This is a genomic window from Escherichia sp. KTE31, from assembly GCF_000407925.1.
Taxonomy (GTDB): Bacteria; Pseudomonadota; Gammaproteobacteria; order Enterobacterales; family Enterobacteriaceae; genus Escherichia; species Escherichia ruysiae.
Window position 1 is genome coordinate 964552 of record NZ_KE136722.1, and the last position, 26812, is coordinate 991363.

General features: G+C 42.7%; 27 protein-coding genes and 1 pseudogene. 11 read left to right on the plus strand and 17 right to left on the minus strand.

The annotated features are described in order from the left end of the window. Window positions 1-323 precede the first annotated feature (323 nt). The 4 genes and pseudogenes from gtrII to WES_RS24470 all read right to left on the minus strand — a co-directional run. Window positions 324-1784: a glucosyltransferase GtrII gene (gene gtrII / locus WES_RS16265; protein WP_016159267.1), complete on the minus strand. Its 1461-nt coding sequence runs from the start codon at window positions 1782-1784 to the stop codon at window positions 324-326. Next, entirely contained in the window at window positions 1781-2710 is a 930-nt protein-coding gene (locus tag WES_RS16260; protein ID WP_016159266.1) for a glycosyltransferase family 2 protein, read from the minus strand. The genes gtrII and WES_RS16260 overlap by 4 nt, the downstream gene beginning before the upstream one ends. Further along, window positions 2707-3069, minus strand: coding sequence for a GtrA family protein (locus tag WES_RS0121030; protein ID WP_000915847.1), 363 nt, complete (start codon window positions 3067-3069; stop codon window positions 2707-2709). Before WES_RS0121030 ends, WES_RS16260 begins: the two co-directional genes overlap by 4 nt. Before the next feature lie 255 nt (window positions 3070-3324). Continuing rightward, a pseudogene (locus tag WES_RS24470) lies at window positions 3325-3486 on the minus strand (integrase); the annotation flags it as partial. A 746-nt stretch (window positions 3487-4232) separates the two neighbouring features. Between WES_RS24470 and WES_RS16255 the strand changes: the two are divergent. Further along, on the plus strand, window positions 4233-4847 hold the full coding sequence (locus tag WES_RS16255) for a YagU family protein (RefSeq protein WP_001019913.1): 615 nt from the start codon (window positions 4233-4235) through the stop codon (window positions 4845-4847). 266 nt (window positions 4848-5113) lie between these two features. On the opposite strand, the gene WES_RS16250 is transcribed toward WES_RS16255, so the two are convergent. Together WES_RS16250 and WES_RS16245 are read right to left on the minus strand one after the other, a co-directional pair. Then, on the minus strand, window positions 5114-5806 hold the full coding sequence (locus tag WES_RS16250) for a substrate-binding domain-containing protein (protein ID WP_016159265.1): 693 nt from the start codon (window positions 5804-5806) through the stop codon (window positions 5114-5116). Next, on the minus strand, window positions 5806-6858 hold the full coding sequence (locus tag WES_RS16245) for an ABC transporter substrate-binding protein (protein WP_016159264.1): 1053 nt from the start codon (window positions 6856-6858) through the stop codon (window positions 5806-5808). Before WES_RS16245 ends, WES_RS16250 begins: the two co-directional genes overlap by 1 nt. A 209-nt stretch (window positions 6859-7067) precedes the next feature. On the opposite strand from WES_RS16245, the gene WES_RS16240 reads away from it, so the two are divergent. Together WES_RS16240 and WES_RS16235 are read left to right on the plus strand one after the other, a co-directional pair. Further along, window positions 7068-8135, plus strand: a complete 1068-nt coding sequence (locus tag WES_RS16240) for a FecCD family ABC transporter permease (protein WP_016159263.1) — start codon at window positions 7068-7070, stop codon at window positions 8133-8135. Beyond that, on the plus strand, window positions 8132-8905 hold the full coding sequence (locus WES_RS16235) for an ABC transporter ATP-binding protein (protein WP_016159262.1): 774 nt from the start codon (window positions 8132-8134) through the stop codon (window positions 8903-8905). The genes WES_RS16240 and WES_RS16235 overlap by 4 nt, the downstream gene beginning before the upstream one ends. A 157-nt stretch (window positions 8906-9062) precedes the next feature. On the opposite strand, the gene WES_RS16230 is transcribed toward WES_RS16235, so the two are convergent. After that, the gene (locus WES_RS16230) at window positions 9063-9740 is read right to left on the minus strand and encodes a TetR/AcrR family transcriptional regulator (RefSeq protein WP_016159261.1); all 678 of its coding nucleotides are present in this window, start codon (window positions 9738-9740) and stop codon (window positions 9063-9065) included. Between the two features lie 325 nt (window positions 9741-10065). On the opposite strand from WES_RS16230, the gene WES_RS16225 reads away from it, so the two are divergent. The 3 genes from WES_RS16225 to WES_RS16215 all read left to right on the plus strand — a co-directional run bounded on the left by WES_RS16225 (window position 10066) and on the right by WES_RS16215 (window position 12667). Next, on the plus strand, window positions 10066-10533 hold the full coding sequence (locus WES_RS16225; RefSeq protein WP_286132711.1) for an O-methyltransferase: 468 nt from the start codon (window positions 10066-10068) through the stop codon (window positions 10531-10533). A gap of 146 nt (window positions 10534-10679) precedes the next feature. Beyond that, complete coding sequence (locus WES_RS16220; RefSeq protein WP_016159258.1) at window positions 10680-11918, plus strand: prolyl oligopeptidase family serine peptidase; 1239 nt, start codon at window positions 10680-10682, stop codon at window positions 11916-11918. A 125-nt stretch (window positions 11919-12043) separates the two neighbouring features. Beyond that, entirely contained in the window at window positions 12044-12667 is a 624-nt protein-coding gene (locus tag WES_RS16215) for a tetratricopeptide repeat protein (RefSeq protein ID WP_016159257.1), read from the plus strand. A 118-nt stretch (window positions 12668-12785) separates the two neighbouring features. On the opposite strand, the gene ykgO is transcribed toward WES_RS16215, so the two are convergent. The 3 genes from ykgO to ykgR all read right to left on the minus strand — a co-directional run bounded on the left by ykgO (window position 12786) and on the right by ykgR (window position 13764). Beyond that, window positions 12786-12926: a type B 50S ribosomal protein L36 gene (gene ykgO / locus WES_RS16210; protein WP_000866436.1), complete on the minus strand. Its 141-nt coding sequence runs from the start codon at window positions 12924-12926 to the stop codon at window positions 12786-12788. Further along, window positions 12926-13189, minus strand: coding sequence for a type B 50S ribosomal protein L31 (locus WES_RS16205; protein ID WP_016159256.1), 264 nt, complete (start codon window positions 13187-13189; stop codon window positions 12926-12928). Before WES_RS16205 ends, ykgO begins: the two co-directional genes overlap by 1 nt. A gap of 473 nt (window positions 13190-13662) precedes the next feature. Continuing rightward, window positions 13663-13764: a small membrane protein YkgR gene (gene ykgR / locus WES_RS16200; RefSeq protein WP_000662260.1), complete on the minus strand. Its 102-nt coding sequence runs from the start codon at window positions 13762-13764 to the stop codon at window positions 13663-13665. A gap of 312 nt (window positions 13765-14076) precedes the next feature. Here ykgR and WES_RS16195 point away from each other — a divergent pair, with 312 nt between their 5' ends. After that, complete coding sequence (locus WES_RS16195; RefSeq protein ID WP_010344526.1) at window positions 14077-14970, plus strand: LysR family transcriptional regulator; 894 nt, start codon at window positions 14077-14079, stop codon at window positions 14968-14970. Window positions 14971-15004: 34 nt separating this feature from the next. Here the strand turns inward: WES_RS16195 and WES_RS16190 are convergent, their stop codons facing one another. Next, window positions 15005-15994 (minus strand): aldo/keto reductase, encoded by a 990-nt coding sequence (locus WES_RS16190; protein WP_016159255.1) that lies wholly within the window; start codon window positions 15992-15994, stop codon window positions 15005-15007. 26 nt (window positions 15995-16020) lie between these two features. Then, window positions 16021-16872, minus strand: a complete 852-nt coding sequence (locus WES_RS16185) for an aldo/keto reductase (protein WP_016159254.1) — start codon at window positions 16870-16872, stop codon at window positions 16021-16023. 249 nt (window positions 16873-17121) lie between these two features. Here WES_RS16185 and WES_RS16180 point away from each other — a divergent pair, with 249 nt between their 5' ends. Together WES_RS16180 and WES_RS16175 are read left to right on the plus strand one after the other, a co-directional pair. Further along, the gene (locus tag WES_RS16180; RefSeq protein ID WP_016159253.1) at window positions 17122-17991 is read left to right on the plus strand and encodes an aldo/keto reductase; all 870 of its coding nucleotides are present in this window, start codon (window positions 17122-17124) and stop codon (window positions 17989-17991) included. A gap of 162 nt (window positions 17992-18153) precedes the next feature. After that, the gene (locus WES_RS16175; protein WP_016159252.1) at window positions 18154-19203 is read left to right on the plus strand and encodes an NAD(P)-dependent alcohol dehydrogenase; all 1050 of its coding nucleotides are present in this window, start codon (window positions 18154-18156) and stop codon (window positions 19201-19203) included. A 212-nt stretch (window positions 19204-19415) separates the two neighbouring features. Here WES_RS16175 and WES_RS16170 read toward each other — a convergent pair whose 3' ends face one another. The 4 genes from WES_RS16170 to rclA form a co-directional block, all read right to left on the minus strand. Next, the gene (locus WES_RS16170; protein ID WP_016159251.1) at window positions 19416-20315 is read right to left on the minus strand and encodes a LysR family transcriptional regulator; all 900 of its coding nucleotides are present in this window, start codon (window positions 20313-20315) and stop codon (window positions 19416-19418) included. A gap of 178 nt (window positions 20316-20493) precedes the next feature. Further along, window positions 20494-21081, minus strand: a complete 588-nt coding sequence (gene rclC / locus WES_RS16165; protein WP_010350402.1) for a reactive chlorine species resistance protein RclC — start codon at window positions 21079-21081, stop codon at window positions 20494-20496. A gap of 11 nt (window positions 21082-21092) precedes the next feature. After that, window positions 21093-21329, minus strand: coding sequence for a reactive chlorine resistance periplasmic protein RclB (gene rclB / locus WES_RS0121035; protein WP_000475159.1), 237 nt, complete (start codon window positions 21327-21329; stop codon window positions 21093-21095). Window positions 21330-21437: 108 nt separating this feature from the next. After that, a complete protein-coding gene (gene rclA / locus WES_RS16160) occupies window positions 21438-22763 on the minus strand; it encodes a reactive chlorine resistance oxidoreductase RclA (RefSeq protein WP_016159250.1) in 1326 nt (441 codons plus the stop codon). A 226-nt stretch (window positions 22764-22989) separates the two neighbouring features. Here rclA and rclR point away from each other — a divergent pair, with 226 nt between their 5' ends. Then, window positions 22990-23853, plus strand: coding sequence for a reactive chlorine-specific transcriptional regulator RclR (gene rclR / locus WES_RS16155; RefSeq protein ID WP_016159249.1), 864 nt, complete (start codon window positions 22990-22992; stop codon window positions 23851-23853). A gap of 185 nt (window positions 23854-24038) precedes the next feature. On the opposite strand, the gene WES_RS16150 is transcribed toward rclR, so the two are convergent. After that, window positions 24039-25592 (minus strand): L-lactate permease, encoded by a 1554-nt coding sequence (locus WES_RS16150; protein ID WP_016159248.1) that lies wholly within the window; start codon window positions 25590-25592, stop codon window positions 24039-24041. 492 nt (window positions 25593-26084) lie between these two features. Between WES_RS16150 and WES_RS16145 the strand changes: the two genes are divergently transcribed. Continuing rightward, window positions 26085-26804, plus strand: coding sequence for a (Fe-S)-binding protein (locus WES_RS16145; protein ID WP_001102103.1), 720 nt, complete (start codon window positions 26085-26087; stop codon window positions 26802-26804). Window positions 26805-26812 lie beyond the last annotated feature (8 nt).

A 26812-nucleotide genomic window follows, 5' to 3' on the forward strand; every position in this document is an offset into this window, starting at 1 on the left:
AGTTCATCGTGAAACCGTCGGATGTCATTTGGCCTGAGTGACCCATGCCTCCCAAAAGCAGAGTCGCTAGTGTTATGTAATTAGGCGGTTAAACTTCAATTCTCAGTGTTAAGTTTGGGTAAACGCTTGTAAATGGTATTGCTAATTTTTTAATTGACTAATATTAGAAACGGTTAGTGTGATTGTATATAGATATTTGAGTGTAAGGTATTTAAAGGGGCATTCAGCCCCTCCGTCTATTTGTGATTGCATCCATTGATGTGTGTATTATTTTGAGCTTGAAAAAGGGAGGCGCTCTTTAATAATAAATAAATCTATCAAAGCTAAATATTAAATGGAAGCCACCCTTTTTTCTCTGATAGTTTTATTATCACCAAACCATTTATTTCAGCTATCGAATCTGGATTCGGCCAGGAAGGTAAACTCTTCACAATTGGATAAATCTTCTCTATTTGTTCTTTATTTGCTGGTTTGCAATTACAGATTCCATAGTAATTCATAAATGCAACCATCCTAAAATAGTTGCCACCATCCCACCAAAAAAAAGATTTTCCAAAAGTGTCTGCGCTCATGGAGAGCATATTTCCTGAGTCGTTTGAACCATGTATATATATATATTTTCCGTTAAGGGAAATGCCTTTTGTTTGAGATGTGTATGATATTTCTTTAGCTAAAGAGATATCTTTCTGTCTTGCGAGAGTATCATTCAAAAATAGATTTTTGGATGTTGAAACGCCATTAAATATAATAAATAAAAAAAACATGCAGTTTAGGTATTTTATAGAGCGAAAATTGCTTAAGCAAGAAAACAAAATTACTGCTACTATAGGCATTAAAACAAACAGGCGAGGTGGCGCCCCTGAGCCAACAACAACGATAAATATAACCGGAAGTATATAAATGAAAATGATTGATGAAATCAAATAAATTGATCTTGTTTTTAATTTATATGTTAGGGTAAATATCAGAATTAATAAAGGAATCAGTAACCACTTGTATAGGTTTAAACCAGTGGGAGGATTGTTATAGAAGTTATATATATTATCTATGGCTGATTTAACAAGCCATTTAATATCGCTTGCATTTTGTATATAATTTGAGATGTACTCGTTCGATTCAAGCGAAAAATAATGCTTGATAGCTTTGGTTAATAGCAGGTAAATTAAGGTAGATAAAGCTATGAGGGATAGAGATAAACATGAACTATAAAAAGATTCACGAATATTTTTCTCATTTCGTATTATCGAATTTATCTGCAACCCAATGACGAATGCAATAATATATGTTACGAATGTTTGGTAGATTGCCATTGAAAGAATGGACAGTACTATACCAGAAAATATCACAATCCTATTTTTTTGCGAGTGAAAAATAATTGCTGATATCGCTGCCAGTAGAAAAGCAATTCCCACAGTATCAGCTTGGTTAAGAAACTCTAATTGATAGGAGATCTGAGGGAAGGTAATAAATACTAACATACCTATCAATAATTCATAAGATTCTAGCTTTAGCGATCTGCAGATTATAAATGCTGAAATGATGATAAAAGATAAGGCTATTAATGGTGTTATATAAAGTGAAAAAGGCTCAGGGAGAAAGTAATGTCGCAAAAAAGTGTGAAACCACCGCCCAAGCGTGATTGTTTGATAAAAATTATTTGTAAACTCGCCATCAATATTAAGTGTTCCATCGTACAACCACCCCCAATAACAATAAATTGATATTGCAAAACATGATATGAAGGCAAGGAGATTTGCATTTTTAAATAAATTAATTTTAATCATGGGTTACCTCGATGAGATTTTTTTATGATGTATTTGGGTCTATTTTTTACTTCAATATAGATTCTACCTATATATTCTCCGAGAACACCAATCCCGATCAGTTGCACGCCACCCAAGAAAAGTATTGATACAAGCAGGGAGGGATACCCGCGTACTGGGTTACCAAAGACAAGGGTGTCTATAATCATCCATGCACCATATAAAAACGAAATGCTTGCAACAAACAAGCCTATATAAGTCCATACGCGAAGAGGAAAGGTTGAAAAACTTGTGATACCTTCCAGTGCCAGATTCCATAATTTCCAGCCATTAAATTTTGAGATGCCAGCAACACGCTCTGCGCGTACATATTCAACGACATCTGTCTGACCACCCACCCAGCTCAGTATGCCTTTCATGAAAAGATTGCGCTCAGGCAACAGTTTAATGTTCTCCACAACCTCACGAGACATGAGTCGAAAATCTCCGACATTTTCCTCGATCTTTGGGGTGCTTATTTTGTTGTGTAACTTATAGAACCACTCAGCTGTCTTACGTTTCAGTCGTCCATCAGTTGAGCGGTCTGAACGTTTCGCAAGCACCATGTCAGCACCAGCCTGCCACTTTTCAATAAGATGAGGGATAACCTCAATAGGGTCTTGCAGGTCGACATCAATAGGAATTACAGCATCGCCGCTTGCATGGTCTAACCCTGCAAATAAGGCTGGTTCTTTACCAAAGTTGCGTGTAAATGACAGCGGAACAACTAGCGGGTCTGAAACAGCCAGCGCGTTAATAATTGACTCTGTGGCATCTTTACTTCCGTCATTTATGAATATAATTTCTACTTCATATGGCTTCAACTCTTGGAATTCACGTACCGTCTTATAGAAAACAGGTATCGCTTCTTCTTCATTGAAGACAGGAACGACAAGAGATATTTTCATTTCGCATCCCTAAAGACAATGAACTTTGAATAGACGAAACCGCACACCAGGCTGATGGCGGAGAAGGTGATAAGAGTGACTATTGGAGGAAGTGAGCATTTATCAGCAGCCCAACCAACAATCGCACTTAATATTCCCATGAATCCCACGTATAACATGTAGCGCATCGCTGTAGTCGATGCTTTGAATGTGAATCTTGCATTCGCGAAGAAGCTAAAGCTCACAGCCACTACGAAACCTGTGAAGTTTGCCAGGGCCTGACTGGTATGTGCGGCATAGATACATACACCAAAAACCACCCAGTGTATAAGTGTGTTCAGCACACCTATAGATGTGTACTTTACAAATAACTTTAACATTTATTTAATCAATGAGCTCTGAAAGGCATGAAGTCTATCATCCAAGTCTCAATTGATCGATACTTGCTATGTCTGATGAGACAAAACTGAGACACATAAGGCCTCACAATGGCTTGCAAGGCTTTACATGTTTTGATGTGGTGGGACGTGTGAGCGCAGTGTTGATGGGATAATTCTTTGAATTACAAGCGGATTCTTATAATTCGTAATGCGAAGGTCGTAGGTTCGACTCCTATTATCACCTAAATCAATAAGTTATATCACATTTACGTAAACCACGTTCTCCTCCTGTGCCGTATCTGGGACATTGCGACCTATAATTGCGTCAATTTTGCTCGTCTGTCCGTTGAGATGCCCGGCTGAAAGGTGAGCGTATCTCTGAACCATCTGGATAGACTCCCAGCCTCCCATTTCCTGTCACGAAGTCTGTTGTCAGTGCAAATTCAACAATCAGCCTTAGTGCTTTGGACTGCACCCCAAAAGTTGGACACCCAACTTTATGGGGTCAGTCCACTTCTTCATGAGGCTCTATCCACCGGAGCTGTTTATTCTTCGGCTGAGACACTTTTATTATTCGTGCATTATCCGGCATCTCGGCTTAGTAACAAGATACTCGGAAAAATGCACACCAGGCACACGTCATGCATGGATTCTGATGGCTCATAATTCACCAATACAGCTGATAAAAATCACAACAAAACCGCAGTTATACTATTGTTACCACCTGCGGAAGGCGGGTGATCTTTCAGTGGTATTTGTGTTTAATGATTAGTGATTCTTATTAATTTGTATATCTGTTTAGATATTATCAGCCAGATAGAATATAACCACGAAAGATTAACTATTGTTGTTTGTAACACTCAGGGAAGTGATAAGTTACGGTTATTTTTGAATTATTTTTTCTTGTTTGTGTGATTTTTATACTTCGCATAAAAAAGCCCACCGCTGAGGTGGGCAAAAGGAATGATTAATTATCTCTGAGAGAAACATCATACTCTCTTTATTATATTTAACATGAAAATGTGGAGAAATTATGGAGTATGCGTTACTTGGTTGTTAAGCAACCTGTTATCAATACAAAACAATACAGTTCTTTACATTTGCGTTTTTTTATGAATACTCCTAAAGAGGTGTTTTAACGTAATGAAATAAACAGGGTAAGTATGAATATATTTGAGCAAACTCCACCGAACCGTAGACGTTATGGTCTTGCTGCATTCATCGGGCTGATTGCTGGCGTTGTTTCAGCATTTGTTAAGTGGGGAGCAGAAGTTCCATTGCCGCCACGTAGCCCGATTGATATGTTCAATGCAGCGTGTGGCCCGGAATCATTAATCAGGGCGGCAGGACAAATTGATTGCTCCCGTAACTTTCTCAACCCTCCATATATTTTCCTTCGGGATTGGTTGGGACTGACAGATCCAAATTCGGCGGTTTATACCTTCGCCGGACATGTCTTTAACTGGGTTGGTGTAACGCACATAATCTTTTCGATAGTTTTTGCTGTTGGTTATTGTGTGGTCGCCGAAGTATTTCCAAAAATTAAACTTTGGCAGGGCTTGCTTGCAGGCGCTTTAGCACAACTTTTTGTTCATATGATTTCATTCCCTCTAATGGGACTTACACCACCTCTTTTTGATCTCCCTTGGTATGAGAATGTCTCTGAAATTTTTGGACATTTAGTATGGTTCTGGTCCATTGAAATTATTCGTAGAGATTTACGAAACAGAATTACTCATGAGCCTGATCCTGAGATCCCTTTAGGTTCAAACAGATAACGTATTGAATGATAAAAATGGCGCAGATACAGCGCCATTTTTATAGGTCAAAGCTGTTGCTTTATTCTTCCTTTCACTCATCTGCAACACCATTTGTATTTAGGTCATTTTCTCCTGGATCATGCAGATATCAATACACATGCGGGGTAAATCTGAGATTCATAAGGCTTCGCATATTTTGAGATCGGGGATAAAAACGTAATTATGATAAACTAACTGGTTGACTTAAAATGATATTTATGACTCTTAATGCGAAGAGCGTAGGCTCAACGTGATGACATAAACCCATGCTGCTCAAGTATTGCCCTGGCATCTGAGGAAACTAAAAAGTTGCAAAGTGGTCTGGCCTTCTCAGTCAGGCAAGCAAATCCATAGATGGCAACCGGATTATAAGGTTCAGGTATTTCTATAACTTTTACTGATTCAATTGATTCTAATCCAGGAGCGTAACTGGCATAACCTATGAACAGATCGGTATAATCATTTTCAATTAGCCACTGCGCGGCTATCACATTTCTTGGAAGAGGTAATGACTTTCTTCCCCCCACCAATGCAACAGCCCGTTGTCTTATTTTTCCGCCAATACTACCCATATTTTCAAAAAGCTGGTGAGTATAATCGCCAGCGGGATCACATCCTGCGGTTGACGTTCCGATTCGCAACGTTTCTCTGTTTAATAAAGAATACCAGTCGTCATTTACATTAATTTTATTAGCCCGAACATACAGACACAAGCGATTGTAGGTAAAAGGTTTAATATACAATGCATGTCCTGCGGCCATTAACATTTGTGGATGGGCCATATTCGCGGATGCAAAAAAATCACATATTTCACCCGCTTCAATACGTTCCCGCAATATACCTGCAGGTCCAAAATCACATTGAATATTATCACCCTGATAATTCGACATAAGTGATTTCCATACCTGGCGTAAGCTACCCGCAGCAAGTACACGCATTATTCTTCACCCTGATAATCAGTACGGTAAAATTTTCTATACCAGTCATTGGCTATTTTATGCATATCGATATCATTGAATTTTTCAGGATACAGTTTTTTCGCCATCCACAACTCTCCAATACCCATAGCTTCTGGCATTGGATAGCCCCATGCTTTTGCATACTCTGGCATCAAATAAACACGATGATTTTTGACCGCATCTATTACCTGCCATTGTGGATTTGACTGTATTTCATTCACCACGCCAGGGTAGCGATTTTGCACAAAAATTACCTGAGGATTCCATGCAATTACTTGCTCCATCGAGACTTGTTTGAACCCCTTAATGGTGGACGCGGCGACGTTTACTGCACCGGCATGTTTCATCATTAATCCTGTGTATTTTCCGGAACCATAAGTTGTCAATTCTGGATTAGCCATATAGGCACGAACACGCTTTTCTTCGGGGAGAGTTTGCAGTCGATCACTCACAATACTGCGACCATTTTCAGTGGCCTTGATTAACGCTTTAGCCTCTCCAGGTTTATTGATTATATTGCCTATCAGCATAATCCCTTCATATAGCCCTTTTACGTAAGCCTGTTCTTCATCAGCCATTGTTGGATTAAGTTTATTTTTCTCTCCCTCGTCATCATGCCGCAAAGAAATTGCTACTGCTGGAATGCCAAGGCTACTGATTTTGTCGAGCATTTCTTGCGGCGCATAATTGGTGACAAAAACGACCTGTGGATGCAGGGCCACCAATTTTTCAGCATCGACATGGGTTAAATCTCCTAATGACGCTTTGCTGACTAATTCTGGTGCAAGTCGTGCATAGTTGCTGCCAAGTTGCTGTTTCCAGTTTGACATAACACCCACGATTTTATCGGTGGCATTCATCTGTACTAAAAGATTCAAAGTTTGATGTTGGAGCACAACGATACGATCAACTTTGTCGGGTACTGTTACCTCCCGACCAATCTGATCGGTGAAAGTTCGTTCAGCTTGCGTAGTAAATGATAAAGAAAGCAAAAAAATCATTAATAAAAACAACTTATTATTTATTTTCATATTCCATCACACTAAAAATCGGTATATAAATGATTATATATCGAAATGGTAACACCAGTCAGGCGCTGGGAAAAGTGATTCGGGGACATTTTTGATGTGGTTATATGAAGAGAATGTGATTTTTATTTGTTCAGCAGAGACTTTCAATTCAGTTATCTGTAACCCCAAAGGCGTATTGCCAGAATAACAGAAACAAAGGAGTCGTTACGTTGCCGTATCCCATCTATTCACAATCGCCTGATACGATAAAGTATCAGTACCATCAACTTGTCCGTAAACGAATTATACTGATTTCAATAATAACTCTGGCGACCCTTCTCTCATTATTTCTGGACATCATTCTGGGTTCTTCCAGTTTGTCAGTCAGTGAGCTATGGCACGCATTAATGCATCCGTTTAGCCCTGATACCAGCATCCATGTCATTGTTTGGGAAATTCGATTACCCTACGCCTTAATGGCTTTGCTGGTTGGCATGGCCTTGGGGCTCGCGGGCGCAGAAATGCAGACGATCCTCAACAATCCATTAGCCAGTCCCTTTACGCTTGGGGTTTCCTCTGCGGCGGCATTTGGTGCTGCTCTGGCTATTGTCCTGGGGATCGGTATTCCTGGTATATCGGCAACATGGTTTGTTCCAGCAAACGCTTTTATATTTTCTCTTCTGTCAGCTTTATTACTCGATAGCATGTCTCGTTGGCTAAGAATAGCTACTTCGGGAGTGATTTTGCTGGGTATCGCATTGGTATTCACATTCAATGCACTTGTGGCAATGATGCAGTTTATTGCGGATGAGGATACTCTCCAGGGACTGGTATTCTGGACAATGGGCAGTCTGGCTCGCGCATCCTGGAGTAGGCTGGGTGTTTTATCAGGCGTATTTATCATTGTTTTTCTATGGTCATTTTCTCGCTCATGGCAACTTACAGCATTGCGCATGGGAGAAGAGAGGGCGATGGGGTTTGGTATCAATGCACATCAACTGCGTCTTTCTTCCCTGTTACGTATAAGTTTACTTGCTGCATTGTCGGTAGCCTTCGTTGGTCCAATTGGTTTTATTGGCCTTGTTTCTCCACATATTTCCCGAATGCTATTTGGTGAGGAACATCGTTTTTATCTGACGGGAAGCGTATTGACTGGAGGTCTGGTGCTCTCTCTGGCTTCAATTGCTTCGAAAAGTATTATTCCTGGCGTCATTATCCCGATTGGTATCGTCACATCGCTTGTCGGTGTTCCATTATTTATTAGTATTATTCTGCGTTATCGCAGGAGTTTGTTATGAAAGGTCTTTCACTGTATAAATTAAACGCGGGTTATCAGAAAAAAAACGTAATATGTGATCTTAGTTTATCTGAACTCCCTCGCGGTAAAATAACCATCATTCTGGGGCCAAATGGCTGCGGAAAGTCGACGTTGCTACGTGCCCTGGCGGGACTGAATAAGGCTAGCGGTAATATATTTCTTGATGGGGTCAACCTTACGCAGATGCCATTTTCAGCCCGTGCCAACAGCACAATATTTTTACCACAGTTCTTACCGCATGACGTGCATCTGAATGTGCTGGAATCTATTTTTGTTGCTCTGCGTGCTTCAAAGATAGGGAGCATAGATGAAAAAACACAATCAATAGCTATTCTCAGACAACTAGGAATAGAGCATCTGGCCTTTTGTTATCTGGATCAACTATCCGGAGGCCAGCGGCAACTGGTTGGACTGGCACAATCATTGGCCCGTAATCCATCTATATTACTACTGGATGAGCCACTGAGTGCATTGGATTTAAACCACCAGTTTCATGTTATGGATTTAGTAAGAAGCGAGACACGAAGTCGTAATATAGTCACAGTCATGGTAGTTCATGATATAAATATCGCATTACGATATGCCGATTATGTCGTAATGCTAAAAAAAGGCAAACTTATTGCCAGCGGAAATCCAGAAGAGGTCATTACGCCAGAGAATCTGGCTAGTGTATATCATATTCGTGGACGGATAGAGCATTGTTCTCAGGGGGGGTTACAATTTATTGTCGATGGTGTTATTCCGGATTAGTCACGCGTATTGAAGATTTTTCATCGTGCGCCTCCCGGCACTTTTTGACACCTTCATCAGTCAGATTGAGTAAATCGGTTTCATCTTTGATGGCACGATTACTTGTATAAAGTATGAGTGTTACCTCGTAATTTTCATAAAAAACGTCCATTAAACGCTATGGATGAGTAGACTCAGTTTTGATTCCTTGTATAACTGTTTCGATACGCTCTTTTATTTCCTCAAGTTGCTGCTGACGACCTTCAGGTGTTAGTGTCTGATCTTCATTAACGTCCAACACCCATCGACGAGGAATCAATGCACCAAAAACAATATCCATTAGCATCCCCGCGCAATTCCCCGTGTTTTTAACAGCAATACGCCCTTGAGCTTGTTGAATATCCAGCCATTCTATTAACAGTTCTCTTGAATGAAGCGTTTTAGTGGCATATAAATAGTCTGAAAGATCTGGAAAGAGAATTGATTCACGTGTCATTAATTTTAAGAGTGCTTCTCTCTCTTTAGCTTCTTCCTGACCTATATCTAATCGGAATATGCGAAACAGAGTTTCATTGATGGGGAGTATCTCGTTTTCCGGTCTTGGGAGATCGAGGAACAGGGTTTTATATTCTTTAATTACTTCAGAAAAAATCTCCTTCTTATTACTGAATACCTCATAAATAGTTCTTTTTGATACTTTTGCCCGACGAGCAATTTCTGTGGTTGAGGTTTGGGCAAAACCAAGCTCAATAAAGGCACTATACGCGCCAATAACTATCGCTTTCTTACGCTCATCAAGCCCGGCACTTTTTGGTCTTCCCCGTCGCACTGGTGTTCTCGTTTCGCTCTTGTTCATCAAAACATTTACTCCTGTATTTCATTTTTGGTACTTGACCAGTACCAGAAATGGTATCACTATACCAATAACATAAGCAATGATCATAACATGGTGTATGAAAACAACCAGGTAACATCACTTCATAAAATACAGGTCCTTATTTATGAGTCGATTAAATAATAGTGTCTGCCCCATTCGTGATCCCCAGGTTTTACGTGTTCTGGAACGCATGAATAATGAACGTAAACATCCCCCGCAGGAGCTGTTTCGCGAAGCTACTGCACTTGATCCTGAAAAATTTTCCAGTTACGGCTTTTCCATAGCCCCAGAGTAGGGGGAACTTATCTACTTACTGTGCCGGGCAATGAAAGCCACTCGTGTTGTGGACTTTGCAACTTCTGTTGGTATGTCAGCACTCTATTTTGCCGCTGCGATGAAAGATAATGGTGGCGGACTGGTGATTGGTTCTGAAATGGTACGGGAAAAGGCTGACGTCGCGGCTCGAAACCTGGCAGAGGCAGGTCTTACGTCTTTTGTTGATATTCGTGTCGGTGATGCGAGAGAAACTCTGAAAGATCTCGGTGGTCCTGTCGATTTTATTCTTATTGATGGTTTTCATCTTGCTGATGGCCCAAGCCTCGCTCGTCAGGTTACTGAGATCGTTGCACCGCAGCTACGAGTGGGTGGATATATATTAAATGATAACGCAGAACCAGATTTTTTATCTTATGTTCGAGATCCACAGAATGGTTTTATTTCTATAACATCGCCGATAAAACGAGGCACAGAGTTAGCACTGAAGATAAGTTAAATATAATTACGAATGATAAAGTTGAAAAATTATAGTCCTTGTTCATACTGATACTCATCTACTTTTTTACCAAAAGTAAAGGGGGCATTTATGCCGACGCGCAGAGAGTTTTTAATTAAAAGTGTTGCGGTGCTTTAATTGTTTCAATGCCTCGCATTGTATTTGCAAACACCAATAACAAAGCAATAAATGCTACAGCTATTACACAAGTTTTTGGTGATGGAGTTCGACTTATTGCGATAGCTGTAGAATTTGAAAAACCTATAAATAAGGAAGAACTTTCAACAACAGAGTTTAGCGTAAAAAATTATCATATCAATAAAATATTTATCAGCCAGTCAACAGCTTTGGTTGAAGCAAAATCAGGTAAGTACGTGATTCTTGAACTGGAACACAGCAAACCACAAAATGAATGGCAAGAAACTATAACGGATCCAACAATACAAAAAGCAGCTCCCAAACAAGGGCAAGGTAAACCCACCTGGGTTGCAGGAGAAAAACTAAACCAAACAATTAGATATAAAGATGCTTCTGCTGCTGTTGTCACACAAAACACTACGCTGAAAACTAACGCCGTTTCAAATCTGGTGGTGGATAGTTTTAGACAAGATGAATATAAAGATAAAGAAAGCGGGAAAATACTGAAATATAATTTCTTTATTCCTGAAGAGCAAAATAAATCATTACCACTGGTTCTTTTTATGCATGATGCAGGGGCTACCAGTGCACAAGTTACAACGACTCTGTTTCAGGGGTTAGGCGCAGTAATTTGGGCAGAACCTGAAGAACAAATGAAACGTCCCTGCTATGTTTTAGCTCCTCAGTATAATGAAATCATTGCTGATGATGACTGGCGTACCTCAACATTGCTTGATACAACAATAAATCTTGTTCAGTATTTGGTAAAAGAATATAAAATAGATCCTGAACGTATTTATGTTACTGGTCAGTCAGGGGGATGTATGCTGGCCATCGCCATGAATATCAAATATCCTGACTTTTTCACAGCGAGTTACTTGGTTGCAGGAAAATGGGATGCGGAACAGGTTGCTCCAATAGCTAAAAACAAATTGTGGTTTATGGCCTCAGAAGATGATTCAGGGGCTTTTCCTGGCTTCAACGCGATTACTGAACGTCTTGAGCAATTTGGCGGAAAGGTTTCTCGCGCGGCATGGAATGGTCAATGGGACCCTGAACAATATCGATTTGCTGCCGACACCTTGTTTGAAGAACAAAGTAATATCCGTTATACCGTTTTTATAAAAGACAGTGTATTTGATGAATACTCTTCGCGAGAAGGAGCAAGTGGGCATCGTAACACATGGCGTATTGCTTACAGCATAGAACCTATTCGTGAATGGTTATTTAACCAACGCAAACAATAATAGAGTAGGCCAGACTGTCATCAGGTATCGTGTTGGCAGTCGTTTTTCCGAGGGACAGAATGAAGGCGTTATTATTTGTAATTCTGGTTTTTTCTGCATCTGTATATGCAGATACGCCATAAAAAATGAATTTTGATGAAATACTTACACGCTCTGCTCAGGGTGATGCTGAAGCGCAAGCCAGATTGGGGGAAGCATACCTGAATGGAAACTACAATCAAACGGTGAATTACGCTCAGTCTTTTAAATGGTTGACGAAATCAGCAGCTAGCGGGAACTCCCGTGCTAAACTGGATTTAGGGATTTTATATCTTAATGGATATGGCGTGCCGTTTGATTATACCAAAGCCTTAAGCCTTTTTGAGCAAGCTAACTTAGCTGGAGAAATGAAAGCCGCACGTTATCTTGGGATTATTTATGAAAGAGGGTTAGGCGTTCCTCAGGATTATAAAAAAGCGGCGGAATATTATAAGAACGGTGATAAAAATAATGATGTTACGGCGCAGTATCGTCTGGCGAAACTTTATGAGCAAGGTTATGGCGTAAAACGTGATTATCAAAAAGCGATAAATCTTTATCTTAAACATATCAACAGAATGGATCATATCACTGCCCCCAGTTTTGTGGCTTTAGGTGATATTTATTCTCTGGGATTGGGCGTAGAGAAGAATCCCCAACTGGCTCAAAAATGGTATCAAAAAGCGATTGATGCAGGTAATACAGAGCATCAGCAGGTAGAAAATCATTAATGAGTAAGAAGAATACGTCTGCCGGAAAGTTAATGCTGGCGTACTGAATACACCAGCATTAATCAGGCATGATTATGCGACCAGCCAGACAGGTGTCGTTGAACCTTCGAACTCAGAGTTAACGCTTTTTCTTGCGCCCCTGAACAGCCTTAAAACGGGGATTAGATTTACAAATGACATATAGGCGTCCTTTTCGCTTCACAATCTGACAGTCTGGGTGGCGTTCTTTTGCTGTGCGCAGAGAGTTAAGGACTTTCATCATGCCCCCTTTTTCGTGCTAACAAAACGACCAAAACGCTGGGTAAATCGCGCTACATTTCCTTCTGATGCAACGGATCTCAGTTTCCCTGTATAGAACGGGTGTGATTTTGAAGAAACATCAATTGTCACATAGGGATAACTCACGCCATCCAGTTCAATTTCACGGTCTGTTTTGATAGTGGAGCCAATTTTAAAGTACTCATCAGCACTGGTGTCGTGGAACACCACAGTACGATATTCAGGATGGATATTTTGTTTCATTGCTTTGCCTGTTACGTTATAACATAACAACTAAGATACATTCTCATCCAGATAATTTCAACAAAATCTCATGACCATCTGGATATGCGGGATTCCTACAACTAACCGACCGTGTCGGAAGTGAGAGATGTTGTTGGCTATCGTTGGTGACGGCACTATTCAGCAGCCGAACTGCTGATTTACGACACTACCCGCTGAGCAGTATGAAAGCATTTAAGAATATGGGCGAGGTTTGCTTTACCGGCTGATTATTCATCACGCAGCCAGAGTAACAATTTGGTGAGCCAACATGCGCATTGGGTAACTAAAATGCTGACTCAATGCGCAATCTCTTTCAGTGCGGCACAAATACGATTTCTTTAAGCTTCCCTTCAAAACAGTACGAATACCTCTCCCTACGAGCATAACTATTACGAAGGAGGTAGAGGGCACATATTTTAAATATCACCTAAGGGAATTATTTTTTGATGTAATTAATAGAAATGGAGGAATAAATAGGCATATTCTACAACTGCAACAAAAACAACAATATTAATCAGTTTATGACTGATTTGCTGTACTTTATTCTCTTTCATTGGTACTTCCTCGCTTTAAAAAAGAGCGCACCTCATAAGCGCCTCTTATATAGATAACGAGTTTGGTCAACCAATTTTTTGAGGTGTATCACAAATTAGAAAATATGTATTACATCAGCCATCACTCATGACAGCAAAGTCATCGATATACGTCACCTGAAATCAGATCCGGGGATGCGTCTGCTCTCATGAGTGACCAATTCTGGCGTTGATTGGCGCAGGGGAAGCATATAATACGGCTAAAATGATTGTATCTATGAACACCCTTCATAAGTACGTTTTGAAGGGAATGCTTCTATAAGGAAATCGCTAATGCTCAAAGAAAACTTCAACGAACTGCAAATCTTTCTTGTGGTGGCAAGGGAGCGAAGTTTTACCAAAGCAGCGGGCAAACTCGGTGTTTCTCAGTCAGCTCTCAGCCATGCGATTAAGGCTCTGGAGGAAAGGTTAAATATCCGCCTCTTAACCCGAACGACTCGCAGCGTGGCTCCCACAGAAGCGGGGGAGAGAATAATCGCCTGTCTTGAACCTCGTATTGACGAACTTGAACAGGAACTGGAATCACTGATTCAACGGGACGGCACGCCCTCCGGGAATATTCGGTTATCTGCCGGGGAACATGCCGCGCGCAGTCTGATCTGGCCGAAGCTAAAACCCTTTCTCAGAGAGTATCCCGAAATCAATGTCGAACTGGTGGTGGATAACGGTTTTGTCGATATTGTCGAAGGTCGCTTTGATGCCGGAGTACGGCTGGGCGAAAGTATAGATAAGGATATGATTGCCGTGAGGATTGGACCAGATATGCGAATGGCTGTGGTGGGGGCACCGTCTTATTTCGCTACAAACCCTGCGCCTGGAACGCCTCACGAGCTACAAAATCATCGCTGCATCAATATGCGTCTGCCAACTGCCGGTGGACTTTATCACTGGGAGTTTGAGCGAGAAGGGAAACCGTTACGGGTCAGAGTTGATGGGCAACTGACGTTCAATTTGCTGCCAGAAAGAATTGATGCAGCATTATCAGGATTTGGTATCGCCTGTGTTCCCGAAAACGCGGTTCAGGATCATATAAAGTCAGGCGAGCTTATTCAGGTTTTACAGGAGTGGTGTCCAACTTTTCCCGGATATTACCTTTACTATCCAAGCCGTAAGCAGCACCCACCTGCTTTTGCGCTGATGATCGATGCACTTCGCTACGCAGAATAACGGAGCCGCATTTTACTGTGGCTCCGTTTGAGCATTAACGGCCTACGCGAGCCTGATGCTCAGGCGAGTAACGTTCACCGACGATTTTAATCGTTTCCAGTGCCTGGGTTATCTGCTGAGTATCATTCTGCGAAAGAACGATGTTGACAGCGGCCAGGTTTTCCTCCAGCCGGTGCAGTTTAGTGGTGCCAGGGATGGGTACAATCCACGGCTTTTGTGCTAACTGCCATGCCAGTGCGATTTGTGCAGAGGTTACCCCTTTCTCCGCAGCCAGTTCACCTAACAAAGTGACCAGTTTTTCATTGGCTTCAATGGCTTGTGCAGCGAAACGCGGTACGGTGCTACGGTAATCATCCTTACCGAAAGTTGTCCCCGGCTTAATCGACCCCGTCAGGAAACCTTTACCTAATGGGCTGAACGGTACAAAACCAATCCCCAGTTCCTCCAGCAACGGCAGGATTTCCTGTTCAGGTTCACGCCACCACATGGAATATTCGCTTTGCAGGGCGGTGACTGATTGTACCGCATGGGCACGACGAATGGTTTGTGCCCCCGCTTCTGACAAGCCAAAATGTTTGACCTTACCTTCAGCGATAAGATCTTTTACCGTTCCTGCAACATCTTCAATCGGGACATCTGGATCGACACGGTGTTGGTACAGCAGGTCAATAACATCTGTCTTAAGGCGGCGTAATGATCCTTCTACGGCTTCACGGATATGTTCCGGGCGGCTGTTTAGAATCTGCTGCTTATTATCATCGCCGAAGGTAAAACCAAATTTAGTCGCAATCACCACGCGGTCACGAAACGGTTTTAAGGCTTCACCGACCACTTCTTCATTCAGATACGGACCATACACTTCGGCGGTATCGAAGAAGGTGACGCCGCGTTCAACCGCAGCACGAATGAGTTCGACAGCCTGACGGGTATCTGTCGCCGGGCCGTAGCCGTGGCTTAAGCCCATACAACCTAGCCCAAGAGCGGAGACTTCGAGCCCGGATTTACCCAGATAACGTTTTTGCATTGAATGAATACCTCTTTTATCGCGGCTTAAACATCAAGTTTGCGGCCAGTCAGCCATTCCACCATCGCCGGGTCGCGGTGAGAGAAGAACGCGCTGGTTGCGGTATCCAGGGCGGTAATTTGCAGCATATCTTCAGGACTAAGTTCAAAATCGAGAATGTTGATGTTCTCTTCCATGCGTTCTTTGCGCACTGATTTTGCCAGTGAAACAATGCCTCGTTGGTAGATCCAGCGCAGAACAACCTGGCCCACGCTTTTGCCATACTTCTCGCCAATTGCCGTTAACACGGGATGCTGGAACAGACCATTTTTACCTTCCGCAAACGGTGCCCAGGCTTCTGGCTGAATGCCACGACTTTGCATCCACGGAACGGCCTGTAATTGCTGGTTGAAGGGGTTAACTTCAATCTGATTGACCGCCGGAACGACTTTATTAAAGGCGATAAGGTCAGCCAGTCGGTCAGGGTGGAAGTTACTGACGCCAATCGCGCGAATTTTACCGGCCTGGTGAAGCTCTTCCATGGCACGCCAGGCTCCGTGGACATCACCGTAAGGCTGATGAATCAAATACAGGTCAACGTAATCAAGTTGCAGCCGATTCAGAGAGCGTTCGAACTGGGCTTTGGCACCTTCGTAACTGGTATCCTGCAACCAGAGTTTCGTTGTGACAAAGAGTTCGTTACGCGCAATACCGCTTTGTTTCAGCGCATTCCCGACCTGAGTTTCATTCTGATATGAGGCGGCGGTGTCAATCAGTCGATAACCAGTATCAATAGCGTCAATGACCGCTCTTTCGCATTCGGTGGCATCGGTCATCTGAAATACACCAAAACCCAGCAAGGGCATTTCAATACCGTTGTTCAGTCTTACAGTTTGCATGGTGTTATCCTTCCGTTATTGTTTATGGAAAGCATACCGTAAAGAGAGTTATTAGATTAGACGGCGAGATTTGTCAGGGGCTATGAACAAAATTCATTAATCTGCCTTAATGCTGGTGAGTAGCACTGTTATCGTGCAGGTCTATTTTATTGATGAATTATTTGCATAAGTGAAATCGAGATTTACATACTAATCGAGAGTCGTATTTTAACTTAGAATAATGATTCATACATGATGGAGGTGCTTACTGTGGAATTCTCTGTATTAAGTAACAATCTTAAAATGCCGATGATCGGTTTTGGGGTTTTTCAGGTTACCGATAAAGAAGAGTGTAAACAGTCGGTGTTGAGTGCTATCCGAACAGGTTATCGTCTTATCGACACGGCTGCGGTATACGGTAATGAAGATTCTGTCGGTGATGCCGTTCGTGAAGCTATTTCGGAAGGATTCTGTACTCGTGAGGAGTTATTTATTACTTCAAAACTGTGGGTGCAGGATATGGTTAATCAGGATACGGCAAAAGCAGGAATTGAAGCATCGTTAAAAAAATCGGGACTTGAATATTTTGACCTCTATTTATTGCACCAGGCGATGCGTGATTATTTCAGTGCGTGGCGAGCCCTGGAAGCGGCTTATGACGAGGGCAAACTGAAAGCGATTGGTGTTTCCAATTTCTATCCTCATGTATTAACAAACTTTTGTGAGACAGTCAGAATAAAACCAATGGTGAACCAGGTTGAGCTGCATCCCTATTTTGCACAACCAGAGGCGCTGGCAACCATGAAGCACTATAATGTGCAGCCTGAAGCCTGGGCTCCGTTAGGCGGCGGAAGACATAAGCCGTTTGAAAACAAAATGCTTCAGAGTATTGCTGATGCCCACCAAAAAACGATTTCTCAGGTGATATTGCGCTGGAATATTCAACGTGGCGTGGTCGTTATCCCGAAATCAACTCATCAACAGCGTATTGAAGAGAACTTCGCCATTTGGGATTTTTCACTGACAGAGGCAGAAATGGAGCAAATTAGCTCGCTTGATTTAGGCTATGTTGGTGAATCTGTAAAACATTTTAATCCTGAATTTGTCCGTGGTTGTCTTGGCGTAAAAATACATGACTGATTTTAGTATTTGTTGAGCTATATTATTTGGATGATGACGTTTTTATCTGATCTTACAGGCTTTGTTTTATAAAATAGCAAATTCAGACAATATGGGTTTTAACCAGCGATTTAAGAATATGATTCTTAAATTATCAATTATTTCATAACGAAGAGGCACTTTATGAAAACTATCGGTTATGCCGCACTCTCTTCCGATGCAAAACTGGTTCCTTATCATTTTAAACGTCGTGAGTTACGTGACAATGATATTGCCATCGAAATTCTTTATTGTGGCGTTTGTCACTCAGATTTACATACAGTTAATGGTGACTGGGGGCCTCAGCCTTATCCGTTAATTCCGGGGCACGAAATTGTCGGTATCGTGAGAGCAGTGGGGCAGGGGGTTAAAAAATATCAAGTAGGCGATCATGTTGCCGTTGGCTGTATGGTCGATAGCTGTATGCATTGCGACCAGTGTAAACAAGGTGAAGAACAGTATTGCCGCCACGGGATGACGCCAACCTACGGTGCTAAGGATCGGATTAGCGGCGAAATTACTCAGGGAGGCTACTCCAAACATATTGTGGTACGTGAAGAATTTGTACTGCGGATCCCTGAAAATATGGATTTAGCCAAAACTGCGCCGATTCTCTGTGCCGGAATTACCACGTTCTCACCATTACGTACCTGGAATGTTGGTCCTGGCAGCCGTGTGGGCGTTATTGGGTTAGGCGGTTTAGGTCATATGGCTGTGAAACTGGCCGTCGCGATGGGGGCTGACGTTACTGTGATTAGCCGGACTAAAAGCAAAGAAGCAGACGCAAAATTGCTCGGTGCAAAAGGCATTCTGCCGTCTTCAGACCCAGAGGCATTACAGATGTCAGCCTGTGCATTCGATTTGATTATCGATACGGTTCCCGTTAAACACGACCTGAATATCTACACCCCATTGTTAGATATTGATGGTGCATTAGTTATTGTTGGACAGGTTGGGCCTGTGGAAGAACCGTCAACAATTCCTCTGATTATGGGGCGTCGCCGTGTTGCTGGCTCACTTATCGGTGGTATTGCAGAAACACAGGAAGTGCTGGATTTCTGCGCGAAGCATAATATCTATCCCGAATGTGAAATGATCAATATTGATCAGATAAACGATGCATTTGCTCGCCTTGCAAAAGGGGATATGGCACATCGTTTTGTTATTGACATGGCTTCACTGAATGCTGAGTAGCGGAATAATTCAGAGCAGAGCGTCGGTATATTTCCCAGCAACTCACAAGAAGGGAGTTCAAAAATGGAACAAGGTGATATTTATCGCATCGTGATCGTTACCCATATTTAAAAATGTGTTTGCGAGCAGGAAATTACGCTGAGCACGAACAGATTTAATTATATTAAAAAGCCAGAGCCTTGCGATAGCCCTGGCTTTTGTCTGCCTGATGTTCAGTTTTTTTTATGATGGCGTAGCGCATCAACAACCAGCTGGAATGCTTTTGAGTGATTTCTGTTTTCCGGGTAATAAATATAATAACCATCCCAATAAGGACACCAGTCTTCAAGTACACTGATCAGTTCGCCGCTGGCGATGTATTTTTCCGCAATATCGCGTGGAACATGCGCCAGGCCGTAGCCCTCTAACGCCGCCTGCAAATTTTGATAGATACGGCTAAACACCAGTTGACCGCTGACTTTGACATTCAGGCTTTTTCCTTCTTTCTCAAACTCCCACGCATACAGATTGCCATGCGTTGGAAAACGAAGATTAATGCAGTTATGACTAATAAGGTCATCTGGATGCTTTGGATAAGGGTGCTGAGAAAAATATGCTGGCGAACCGACAACAGCAAAGCGCACGTCGGGACCAATACGTACAGAGATCATACCGCTGGATATCTGTTCTCCCAGGCGAGTTCCTGCATCGAATCGACCAGATACAATATCCGTTAAAGTATAATCATCAATTAATTCCAGATTTATATCCGGATATTCTTTTAGTAATGGCTCAAGTTTTGGCCAGATGACTGACCTGATAGCATAATCGGATGTGGATATTCGAACGGTTCCAGCAGGCTTCTTATTGAGATCTTTTAGTTGCTGCAATGTTCCCTGAATCCCATCAATATGAGGCCCCAGCTCATCAAGCATTGATTGCCCTACATCCGTTAGCGATATGCTGCGGGTGGTGCGCGTGAGGAGTTTCATACCCAGACGAGATTCAAGGGTGCGCATACTGTGACTCAAAGCCGATTGTGATATCCCCAATTGAGCAGCAGCCCTGGTGAAACTCTTTTCACGCGCAACAACGATGAATGTCATTAAATCATTAAGATTTTCTCGTGCCACTCTCTGCCTCTCATTGCGGAAAAAAGATATCTGTTTATATGTTAGCGTGAGAGATATGGTAAGCCCCAACCTTAAACAAGGAAACATTGAGCATAAAAATAGCGTCAGTCTTACCTGTACAAAGGGAAAACTGACGCCTGAAAAATTAAACAACAGATTCTGTTCTGATTATAAAGAGTTAAATTTTAAAATCTGAACACGACTCATTACTTCGTTGCTTAAGGATTTCCCGAGCCGAATCAGCCATTATCATGACTGCGCCAGCCAGCATCAGGGTATCTTTCAACACCAGACGACCGGCTCCGGATAAATAAGGAAAACCATGATGAGCATCCCCCAGAGCCGGCACCCAGGCTTCAGGAGTGGTGATTAAAAATGAGAGTGTTACCAGTGGTGTGGCAAATGACATTAATGCACCCAATAAACCCAACCACCGGTTAACAGGATTTGCTAACACCAGCAGAGCAATCATCACCTCCACGACGCCAAGGCCATTGGAAAAACCATAGGTATTATTAGCAATTTGCCATGTCCGGGCTTCCGGTTTATATTCGCCTTCGTGAGTCAGATACTGTTTATATTCTTCTGGATGTTCATAGAAGAACGACATTAGCGGACTGTTCGCGACGAATGGTGTAATGCTGTCGGCCTCGTAAGGGACAAACTTTAATAACCCAATCCACATAAAAACAATCGCAATACTCAGACGAATCAATGTCAGGCCAATTTTATCTCCCCGACTTAACAGGTGCAGGTATTTTTCCATTATCAACATCCTTATTTATACAATACTGCCGTCGCGGTTGAGTTGTTATCAATCCGCATGGAGGTAATTTTCCATGATGATGCGTCATGTTTTCTGGCGATATCAGCAATGGCATCCTCAAGAACGGTCGGTGAGGCTGATACTGACGAGACGCTGACATGTTTCAGGACTATTTTGTCATCTGCATTGGTGGAAAAAGCCATAACGCCAGATAATAGCGTTGCAAATAAAACAGTTTTTTTAAACATATAAAATACCATCAATGGAGTGATTAAGAAGTTATAGAATAAGCAAAAATTAATAAAGTTGTTTTCTCTGAGACGCCAGAAGATTTGTCCTGGCGTCTGATTTTGGGTTTATTTGACTAATGAAAATAGATCATTGAGTGATTCGCTCATCGACGGATGAGTAAAAATCTGATCGCGTAATACGCTATAAGGCAATCCGGCATCCATCGCCATTTTCACAATATTGATCATCTCGTGGGAGTCAACACATAGCAGAGATGCCCCTAATATACGTTGGGTTTTATTCTCGATAATCGCTTTTAATACCCCACGGGTATCGTTCATCACTCTGGCGCGCGGAATTGCCGCTACAGGCAATGTAACCACCTGAATATCTGCACCACACTCTCTGGCTTGTTCTTCTGTCATACCAACCCGAGACAGTGGAGGAGTCATGAATACGGAATAAGGCACATTTTTCCGATCATCAGTACTACGTCTGCCTTCTCCCAGTAACTCATCGCGCACAATGCGGTAATCATCCAGTGAAATATAAGTAAACTGCAGCCCGCCGGTAACATCTCCCATCGCCCAAATATTGTCTGCGGTGGTATGTAATCGCTTGTCAACGACAATTGCCCCGCGCTCGTTCACCGCAACCCCGGCATTTTCTGGTTTTAACGAGGCGGTAGCAGGCTGGCGACCGGAAGCAATTAACAGGACATCCACCGCCAGTTGAGCGTGTCCGGTATGCACTTGTACTTTATTTTTATCGTGGCTGATACGCTGCACATGGGCGTTGAGGATAATATCCACTCCCTGCTCACGTAAAATAGTCGCGATATTATCAGCAATATCCCGATCTTCCCGAGGCAAAAACAGAGGCGCGGCTTCGAAAATAGTCACCTTACTGCCAAAATTAGCGAGCATAGAGGCGAACTCAACGCCAATATATCCCCCGCCTAAAATGCCCAAATGTTCGGGTAATTCCTTCAGGTTAAGTAATCCGGTACTGTCATAGACGCCAGGTGTCGTGGTTATTCCTTGAACTGGCGGAACAACAGTTTGTGCGCCGGTATTAATAAAAATTTTCTCACCATGAATCTCCAGATTTCCCTCAGGTCGATGAATACGCAGAATATGATTATTGATAAACTCCGCTTGCCCGACGATCACGTCGATATTGGGCATATCCGCAAGATTATGGAAATTCTTATTGCGTAAAAAATTGACGACTTCATCTTTACGCTGCATGGCATGGGAAAAATCTGTGTGCTGTTGTGCATCATGAACCAATGTTTTGGTTGGGATGCAGCCGATATTAATACATGTCCCGCCATACATTGCATTCGATTGTTCTATGAGAGCCACACGCCAACCCGCTTTAGCCAGCGTGACGGCTAATGTTTTTCCTGCCTTACCAAAACCAATAATAACTGCCTGATATTTATTCATGATAATTTCCTGTCGAAACGTATTCATTTGACGTAATGACTATAGACGTAAATTCGTAAATAACACTTCTTCACAACGCTTGATATTTTGTCTTATCGTCTGATGTTCGTTGTTTTTTAATCAGGGTCACAATATAACGATGATGATTAACTAATTGATGATATTGGCTTAAGGCTTATATAAGATTATTGCTGTCTATAATCAAAAAACTACTCAGGAGTCTGATATGGATGCCCTTAGCCGTTTATTGATGCTTAACGCTCCACAAGGAACGATCGATAAAAATTGCGAGTTAGGAAGTGACTGGCAGCTTCCACATGTTGCGGGGGAACTATCGGTTATTCGTTGGCATGTGTTAACACAAGGTGCGGCAAAACTGGAAATGCCGGCGGGGCAGACCTTTACATTGCGCCCTGGGAATGTGGTTCTGCTAACACAAAATTCAGCTCATCGCCTGAGTCACATTGAAAATGAATCGACCTGTATTGTGTGCGGCACTCTTCGGCTGCAACGTTCGGCGCGTTATTTTTTAACCTCTTTGCCGGAAGCTCTGTTTTTGGCACCGGAAAGTGACAGCGTGGAGTTTAACTGGCTGAGGGAGGCGATTCCTTTTTTACAACAGGAATCAAGAGCGGCAATGCCGGGAGCGGATGCTCTGTGCAGCCAGGTATGCGCCACACTATTTACACTCGCCGTGCGTGGATGGATCGTACAGGCTAATACGGAGAAAAATATCCTCAGTTTGTTGCTTCATCCGCGCCTTGGTGCGGTGATTCAGCAAATGCTGGAAATGCCTGCTCATCCCTGGACAGTCGAATCGCTGGCCAGCATCGTTCACATGTCCAGGGCAAGTTTTGCCCAACTTTTTCGTGATGTTTCTGGAACCACGCCATTGGCTGTATTAACAAAGTTGCGGCTACAAATAGCGGCTCAGCGGTTTTCCAGGGAAACGCTCCCCGTCGTGGTGATCGCTGAGTCAGTAGGCTATGCCAGTGAATCATCCTTTCACAAGGCATTTGTTCGTGAGTTTGGCTGTACTCCTGGAGAATATCGGGAAAGAGTCAGACAGCTTCAGGAGGTTATCTTATAAGCTAAATATGGATAAGATTACCCGTTATAAAAATAGAGCATGTCATACTCAGAGTAGCGGGGAAAAACAGCAGGATGTTCTGGTAGAAATAAAGAACATCCTGGCATTCTAAAGGCAAGATTTCTGTTACTTAATCGTTGCGTGCATCCTTATCCATATAAAAGCATATGGTTAAGAAAACCACTTTATCGCATAAACCAGAAGTAAAAGAGACCTACTTTTAAGCCGAGTATTGCGATGTAGGCACAGCAGTACTTCATGGTGCCAGACATTATTTGATTGGCTTGCCCTTCCATTTTTGTGGCAGAAACGGCAATGGCAATACTTTGTGGTGAAATCATTTTCCCTCCCGTGGCACCGGAAGTATTCGCTGCCGCCAGCCAATTGGGATCGATATGCAACTTACTGGCTGCAATAGTTTGCAGTTTGCCAAACAAAATATTCGAGTTAGTATCGCTGCCTGTGACAAAAGTACCCAGCGCACCAATGACCGGCGCGAGGAAGACGTATGAACTTCCGGTGAGATCGACAATTGACCGAGCCAGCGTAGAAATAATGCCGCTGAGATCCATAACTGTTGCCATGGCGACAATGGCCATAATCGCAATAATAGAATTTTTAAGCTGGAATACGGTTTTGATAAATACTTCCAGCATACCGCGTGCTGATGCCCCCTGAATAAAACCACCGAGAATAGTTGCAAAGATAATCAACATTCCAGGCGTTGTGAGCCATTCTATTTTTAACGCTAAGGTCCCGCCATCGACCAGTGAAAAGTGTAGCACTGAAGCCAGCTTAGATGCTGCTGCTTTTATCGTTGGGAATAACGGTGAGCACAGCAGAATAAAGACAAAAATAAACAGGTAAATAGAACCGACCCGGAACAGCACCTTTGCCGAACGTGGTGCCATTTCACGGGTATGGCTGGCTGCAATACGCCACTCTGGGTCTACTTCACCTTTGCGCAGACGGCTGGCAATCGCGACAGCGAAAAGGCTAGCCAGGCTGCCAGCAAAAGCGGGCAATTCGGCACCAAGATGGATGGCAACAAAGTATTGCGGAATAAGTGTCGCGATGCCACATAGCAGTGTGATAAGGAATACGCCGCGAATCGCTTTCACGCCGCCGCCAATAATACAAATAATGACAAAGGGCAGCAGGAGATTAAAAATCGCTAATTGCAGAATAATTGTTCCACCTAAGGTGTAAACAGACAGGTTAACCTGCTCGGCGAGGATTGAAACCGGAATACCTACCGCCCCAAACGCTGTAGGCACAGTATTGGCAACCAGTGAAGCAATTGCGGCCTTCAGTGGGTTGAATCCCAACGCAATGAGGATACCAATAGGAATGGCGACCGCAGTACCGTAACCGGCAGCAGCTTCAAGAAAACCACCAAAACACCATGAAATAAGGAGTACCTGGATACGCTTATCTTCGCTAATACTGGCGAGAATATCGCGGAGAATATCCAGAGCTTTGGTTGCCTGCATGACGTTATAACTGAATATCGCACCGAGGATCACAATCACGATCGGCCATAATCCTTTGAGTGCGCCATAACCCACTGAGGCTTTAAGATTCTGTATTGGCATGTCCCAGAACAGGACAGATAAAACAGCTGTAAATACCAGTGATATCAGTACTGAATAATGAACAGGCATCTTCAGTTTCAGAATCAAAAATACCATAAGGAGCAAAGGAGAGAGTGCAATAGCAAACATTAAATATCCGTGCATTTCTATTCCTGACTATATTTATTAACCTTGTTTATATATTTTTCCGAGCAAGGCTAGCTCATTATGAAAATAAAAAATGCAAACTGAATCGCTTCAGTAAAATAAAATTACAATTGTTAATATTTGTATATCCATTGTTAATAATTTGATTTTCATAACGATGCGTGTATATTTTAACAGCTCCGAAATGAGTAGCTCTAAATAGGTATTTAAGATTGGGTTTATGAACTTTGTGATCTACTTAAATCAAATTTACGCTCCCATATTGATAGAGGTTGTCTCTATAAAAATGTGAGCGACGCCGAAAGAAATAAAATTAGTTATTGCATCCCGGTATTGAATGAAGGATTATCTGTTTTGTCATACAAATGAGTTTGAAATTGTATTTTAGTACCTAATAAAAAAGAGCCCCTATTTTTATTGATGATTGATAACCCAGAAGGGGTGGTTGCCATCGGGCATAAACAGAAATGAAGTAATGGAGTGTTGGTTGTGAATGTAAATTTCTTTGTTACCTGTATTGGTGATGCACTGAAATCAAGGATGGCACGAGACTCCGTGCTGCTACTGGAAAAACTCGGCTGTCGCGTAAATTTCCCGGAGAAACAGGGATGCTGCGGTCAGCCTGCGATCAATAGTGGTTATATCAAAGAAGCGATTCCGGGGATGAAAAATCTGATCGCTGCACTGGAGGATAACGACGATCCCATTATTTCACCGGCTGGTTCCTGCACCTATGCCGTAAAAAGTTACCCGACGTATCTGGCGGATGAACCTGAATGGGCATTACGTGCCGAAAAGGTTGCCGCGCGTATGCAGGATCTCACCTCTTTTATTGTTAATAAATTAGGGGTAGTGGATGTCGGCGCCAGCTTGCAGGGGAGAGCGGTGTATCACCCATCTTGCAGTCTGGCTCGTAAGCTGGGGGTGAAGGACGAGCCACTTACGCTGCTGAAAAATGTGCGCGGACTGGAGCTGTTGCCCTTTGCCGAACAGGACACTTGCTGCGGGTTTGGCGGCACGTTCTCGGTCAAAATGGCCGAAATATCCGGCGAGATGGTGAAGGAAAAGGTTTCACACCTGATGGAAGTCCGCCCTGAGTATTTAATTGGCGCTGACGTGAGTTGCCTGCTGAACATTAGTGGGCGATTACAACGGGAAGGGCAGAAAGTCAAAGTGATGCATATTGCTGAAGTGCTGATGAGCCGCTGAGGATATAA